Origin of the sequence: Martelella sp. UBA3392 (assembly GCF_002358775.1) — a bacterium.
GTDB lineage: Bacteria > Pseudomonadota > Alphaproteobacteria > Rhizobiales > Rhizobiaceae > Martelella > Martelella mediterranea.
The window spans coordinates 5,346-10,367 of sequence record NZ_DEPM01000192.1; the positions used below are offsets into that span (position 1 = coordinate 5,346).

At 64.0% G+C, this 5,022-nt stretch carries 6 protein-coding genes; 4 read left to right on the forward strand and 2 right to left on the reverse strand.

Annotation, left to right across the window (positions count from 1 at the left end):
* Both B4E36_RS14830 and B4E36_RS14835 read right to left on the reverse strand, forming a co-directional pair.
* Nucleotides 1-431, reverse strand: a 431-nt coding sequence (locus B4E36_RS14830; RefSeq protein WP_345900519.1) for an amidohydrolase family protein, incomplete at its 3' end; no start/stop codon positions are given.
* Nucleotides 432-478: 47 nt separating this feature from the next.
* Nucleotides 479-1,234 (reverse strand): IclR family transcriptional regulator, encoded by a 756-nt coding sequence (locus B4E36_RS14835; RefSeq protein WP_018064042.1) that lies wholly within the window; start codon nt 1,232-1,234, stop codon nt 479-481.
* Between the two features lie 187 nt (nt 1,235-1,421).
* On the opposite strand from B4E36_RS14835, the gene B4E36_RS14840 reads away from it, so the two are divergent.
* From B4E36_RS14840 to B4E36_RS14855, 4 genes are all read left to right on the forward strand, one after another.
* On the forward strand, nt 1,422-2,744 hold the full coding sequence (locus tag B4E36_RS14840) for an extracellular solute-binding protein (protein WP_292058340.1): 1,323 nt from the start codon (nt 1,422-1,424) through the stop codon (nt 2,742-2,744).
* Between the two features lie 97 nt (nt 2,745-2,841).
* The gene (locus tag B4E36_RS14845; protein WP_345900520.1) at nt 2,842-3,687 is read left to right on the forward strand and encodes an ABC transporter permease subunit; all 846 of its coding nucleotides are present in this window, start codon (nt 2,842-2,844) and stop codon (nt 3,685-3,687) included.
* A complete protein-coding gene (locus B4E36_RS14850) occupies nt 3,684-4,469 on the forward strand; it encodes an ABC transporter ATP-binding protein (RefSeq protein WP_345900521.1) in 786 nt (261 codons plus the stop codon). Before B4E36_RS14845 ends, B4E36_RS14850 begins: the two co-directional genes overlap by 4 nt.
* A partial coding sequence (locus B4E36_RS14855; protein WP_345900522.1) for an ABC transporter ATP-binding protein occupies nt 4,466-5,022 on the forward strand: 557 nt, incomplete at its 3' end. The genes B4E36_RS14850 and B4E36_RS14855, both read left to right, overlap by 4 nt.

Genomic DNA, 5,022 nt, shown 5'->3' on the forward strand with positions numbered 1-5,022 from the left:
AGCTGGCGGGCGGAAACGCAGAGATCGAAGGTCAGACCGTGGGCGGAAAGCCGGCGGATGTTTTCAACGAAGAGCGGGGCTTCGGAGACTTCATCCGGCACGATGTGCAGTACCCGTCGCAGGCCGCGCACGCCGGGGATTGCGGCAATGCGCTCAAGATAGGCTGGAAACTCCGGGCTCTCCGGCCGGCAGGCGGCGATTGCGCCGGCAATCCTGTCGTGGGCGCCGACCATGAAGGCGGTCTCGGCCTCCATGTCGCTCTCGGCGACGTCCACTTCCATATGCAGCGCCGTGTCGATGCCGAGCTTTTCGGCGCGGGCGAAGTAGTCCTCTGCGGTCACCTGGCGATCGAGCGCGGGGGCGTCCTTCAGCCAGGGGTAGGAGAACCGGTCCTTGTAGACGAGGTGAAGATGGGTATCGATGATGCGCATTGTTCCTCCCTTTGCCCTTGCGGGCGATCGATTTTTAGCCGCCGCGCTTAAGGGGCGGGGCGGCCCTTGGACAGGCTGGCCGCGGCCGCGCGCACGAGTTTCAGCGTGCGTTCCCGGTCGTCCGTGGTCGTGCGGTCGAGGCGCTCGGTATAGGGCGAGGTGACGACCGCCATCACCGAGCCGAGCGGGCCCATGACCGGGGCCGAAAGATTGGTGACGCCGGCGATCTGCTCGCTCGGCATCATGGTGTAGCCTGCCTTGCGGATCGGCTCGAGACGGGCCTCCGTTTCAGGCGTCATCGTCTCGCCCGCGCCCTTCAACATCAGCGCCCGGTTTTCCGGCGTGGAGAAGGCGAGGAAGACGAGGCCGGAGCCGGTCGAGGTCAGCTTCAGCCGCGTTCCGACGCGAACGGCGAGGCTCCAGTAGCTCGGTGCATCGACCTGCGCGACCACGACGGCGGCGTTCCTGTCGAAGACCACGATGTGACAGGACTGGCCCGCCTCCTGCGCGACCTCTTGGAGCAGCGGCATTGCCTGGTTGACGAGCCGGCGCAGCGGCGGGCGGGCATGCACCAGCTCGAACATCTTCAGCGTGATCTCGTAGCGGTCCTCCGGCGTGCGGCGGATATATTCGCGCCGCACCAGCCGGTCGAGCATGCGGTAGATCTCGTTCGGCGTCCGCCCCAGCGACTTTGCGATTTCGGCCTGGCTCAAAGAGCCGTCTGTCTCGGCCAGAAGCTCGAAAATGTCGAGGCCCTTGTCGAGGGCGGGCGCGCGGTAGCGGTCGGACTCATCTGTTGCCATGGTCGATCCTTCGGTGACGGGTGAAGTTTTCACCCTGAAATCGCTGCGAAACTGCCGCTGTTCCTGTCCAATATCAAGAGCGACGTTGACGCCCCCGTCGAAATGGTGCTTATATACGAATAGACTTTTCAAATATGGAGGATCAAGTCTTTTCTGGGCTTGAACGGATAGGAGGAGAATGATGCGAATGAAACTTCTGAAAGCGACCCTCGTCGCTTGCTGCGCCGTTGGCGGCCTCGCCGCTTCGGCCCAGGCCGATGATTTCGACTATGGCAGCTTTCCGGACTATACGCTGAAGGTGAAGCTGATCGGCGGCACCCAGTATGAGAAGCTCTATACCCGTATCCCTGAGTGGGAGGAGATGACGGGCGCCAAGGTCGAGATCGTTTCGTCGAAGAATCACTTCGACCTCGACCGCGAGATCAAGCAGGACATCGCCGCCGGCGACATTACCTGGTGCGTCGGCTCCAACCACACCAGCTTCGCCCCGCAATATGGCGACCTCTATATCGACCTCTCCGAGCATATCCCGCAGTCCGAACTCGACAAATATGTTCCGGGCACGCTGGAATCGGCCAAGGTCGACGGCCGTCTGGTCCAGCTTCCGCGCGTCACCGATGTTTCCAACCTCTATTATCGCAAGAGCCTCTATGCCGATCCGGCCAACCAGCAGGCCTGGAAGGAAAAATACGGCACCGACCTCGCGCCGCCGAAGACCTATGACGAGTTCCGCGACCAGGTGATCTTCTTCGCCGATCCGCCGAACCTCTATGGCACCGCTTTCGCCGGCAAGGACGAGGGCATGTCGGGCCGGTTCATGGAGATCCTGCGCGCCAATGGCGGCGACATGTTCGACGATGAGTTCCGTCCGACCTTCAATTCGCTGGAAGGCGTGGCCGCGCTGCAGTGGTTCATCGATGTCTATGATGCCGGCGCGGTTCCGGCCGGCACGGTCAACTATACCTGGGACGATATCGGTCAGGCGATGGCTGCCGGCCAGCTTGCGCTTGATCTCGACTGGCCGGGATTTGCCGCCTTCTTCGCCGATCCGTCGTCCTCGAAGATCGCGGATGACCTCGGCTATGCGGTTGCGCCCGCCGGTACGTCGGGCCATGGCGGCGGCTGGTCCGGTTCGCATTCGTTCTCGGTGACCGAGGATTGCGACAACAAGGATGCCGCCGTTTCCTTCGCCGTGTTCATGACCAATGACGAGAGCGAACTGATGGAAGCCATGGCCGGCAACCTGCCGACCCGCACCGCGACCTATGACGAGGTGATTGCCTGGTTCAACGAGAACGGCAAGGAGAACCTCGCCGAGATGTTCCAGGTCTGGCAGGAGTCGCTCGCTGACGCCCGCACCCCGCCGCTGATCCCGGAATGGATCCAGGTTTCGAATGTGCTGTGGCCGGAGCTTCAGGCCGCGATCGTCGGCGAGAAGACCCCGCAGGAAGCGCTCGACGATGCCGCCGAGGAGGCGACCTACATCATGGAAGATGCCGGCTACTACTGAGTGGCGCTTCACAACGCCGCCGGCGTCAATGCCGGCGGCGTCAACGGCTTAGGCCGCACAGAGTTTCCGTTTTCCTTGAAATTTCCGAAGGCGCGACATGAAGTTCTTCAGGTCTCCGCAGGCGACGCCCTATCTTCTGCTGCTGCCGGCCATCATCGTCATTCTGGCGGTCGTGCTGGTGCCACTCATCGTGTCGTTCTGGACGAGTTTCACCAGCTACAATCTGGTGCGGCCGGACTCGCTCTATAATTTCGTCGGCCTGCGCAATTACAGGCGCCTGATCGGCAATGACGATTTCTGGTGGGCCTTCGGGCGTACCGTGGTGTTCATCACCATCGCGCTCAATCTGGAAATGTTGCTGGGGCTCGGGCTGGCGCTGCTGGTCAATCGCATCACCTGGGGCCAGCGGACACTCCGCACCATCATGATGTTCCCGATGATGTTTTCACCGATCCTTGTCGGTTTCCAGTTCAAATATCTGTTCAACGATTCCGTCGGCCTGGTGAACAACGCGCTGTTCGCGCTGAACCTGATCGACTCGCCCCTGGGCCGCGCCCTGCGCGCTCTGCACGGCTCGGAAATCGCCGCCCAGGTGGCCGGCGTGGACACCGGCAAATTCAAGCTGCGGGTGTTCGTGATCTCCGCCGTCTACGCCAGCCTGGCGGGCAGCCTGTACGGCTACTATGGCGGTTTCATCACTCCCAACATCGCCTCGTTCACCCACTCCATCGAGCTGATCACCATCGTCGTGCTGGGCGGCATGGCGTCCACCTACGGGGTAATCCTGGGCGCCGCCATCCTGCTGCTGATTCCGCAGTTCCTGACCGGTTTCCAGGAGCTGGAGATGGTGCTGTTCGGCGCCATTCTAATGGCGGTAATGATCTTCATGCCGCGCGGCCTGGTACCGACCCTGGCGCGCCGCTTCCAGAAGGAGGCCCCATGACCGCATTGCTTTCCGTGGACCAGCTGGGCAAGGAATTCGGCGGCGTGCACGCCGTGGAGGACCTGAGCTTCCAGGTGGAAAAAGGCCGCATCCATTCCATCATCGGCCCCAACGGCGCCGGCAAGACCACCCTGTTCAATCTGATCACCGGGCTCTACCAGCCCAGCAGTGGCAGCGTGCATCTGAACGGCCGCAGCCTGGCCGGCCACCAGCCCCATGAGCTGGCGCCGCTCGGCATGTGCCGCACCTTCCAGAACCTGCAAATCTGCATGAACATGACGGCGCTGGAAAACGTCATGCTGGGGCGCCACCGGCACCTCAAGCAGGGCACCTTTACGTCCCTGTTCAAGCTGCCCGCCCTGCGCCGGGCGGACCAGCAATGCCGGGAGGAATGCGCCGAGCTGATGGAGTTCGTCGGCTGCGGCCAGTACATCCAGCACCATGCTTCGGCGATGCCCTACGGCGCCCTCAAGCGTCTGGAAATCGCCCGCGCCCTGGCGTCCTCCCCGGACATCCTGCTGCTCGACGAGCCCGCCGCCGGCCTCAACCGCAACGAGACCGACGCCCTGCGCGACGTGATCCGCCGGATCGCCGACAAGGGCATCACCGTGGTGTTGGTGGAGCACGATATGAAACTGGTGATGAGTATTTCCGACCAGGTGCTGGTGCTCTGCTACGGCCGCAAGCTGGCCGAGGGCACCCCGGAGGAGATCCGCGCCAACCCGGATGTGATCGACGCCTACCTGGGCAACCGCAACCCCCGTGAGGAGGCCACCGCATGAACGCTACCCTCTCCACGCCCGCCGCCCCCCGCGGCGAGCAACGGGCGCGCGCCTTCGACGACGGCGCCGCCCCCGGTGAACGCGCCGACGGCGGCGCAGGCCCCATCGCCAAGGGCGGCGCGCCGCTGCTGGACCTCCGGGGCATACGCACCGGCTACGGCCGCATCGAGGCCCTGCACGGCCTGGACGTGGCCATCCACCCCGGCGAGACCGTGGCCCTGGTGGGCGCCAACGGCGCCGGCAAATCCACTCTGTTGAGGGTGATCTCCGGCCTGCAGCCGCTCACCGCCGGCACCGTCACCTTCGACGGCGACAACCTGAACCGGCGCAAGGCCGCCGACCGGGTTCATCGCGGTATCGTTCAGGTCCCGGAGGGCCGCCAGGTGTTCGCCGGCCTGTCGGTGGAGGACAACCTGATGCTGGGCGCCTTCAGCCGGCGCCGGGACAAGGGCGTGGCCGACGATCTGGAGGCCATGTACCAGCGCTTCCCGATCCTCAAGGAAAAGCGCCGCCTGCACGCCGGCAACTTGTCCGGCGGCCAGCAGCAGATGCT

What these genes read in the sequence shown, in the direction of transcription:
- B4E36_RS14835 (WP_018064042.1), bottom strand. Translation starts at nt 1,234, where the DNA reads ATGGCAACAGATGAGTCCGACCGCTACCGCGCGCCCGCCCTCGACAAG.
- B4E36_RS14840 (WP_292058340.1), top strand. Translation starts at nt 1,422, where the DNA reads ATGAAACTTCTGAAAGCGACCCTCGTCGCTTGCTGCGCCGTTGGCGGC.
- B4E36_RS14845 (WP_345900520.1), top strand. Translation starts at nt 2,842, where the DNA reads ATGAAGTTCTTCAGGTCTCCGCAGGCGACGCCCTATCTTCTGCTGCTG.
- B4E36_RS14850 (WP_345900521.1), top strand. Translation starts at nt 3,684, where the DNA reads ATGACCGCATTGCTTTCCGTGGACCAGCTGGGCAAGGAATTCGGCGGC.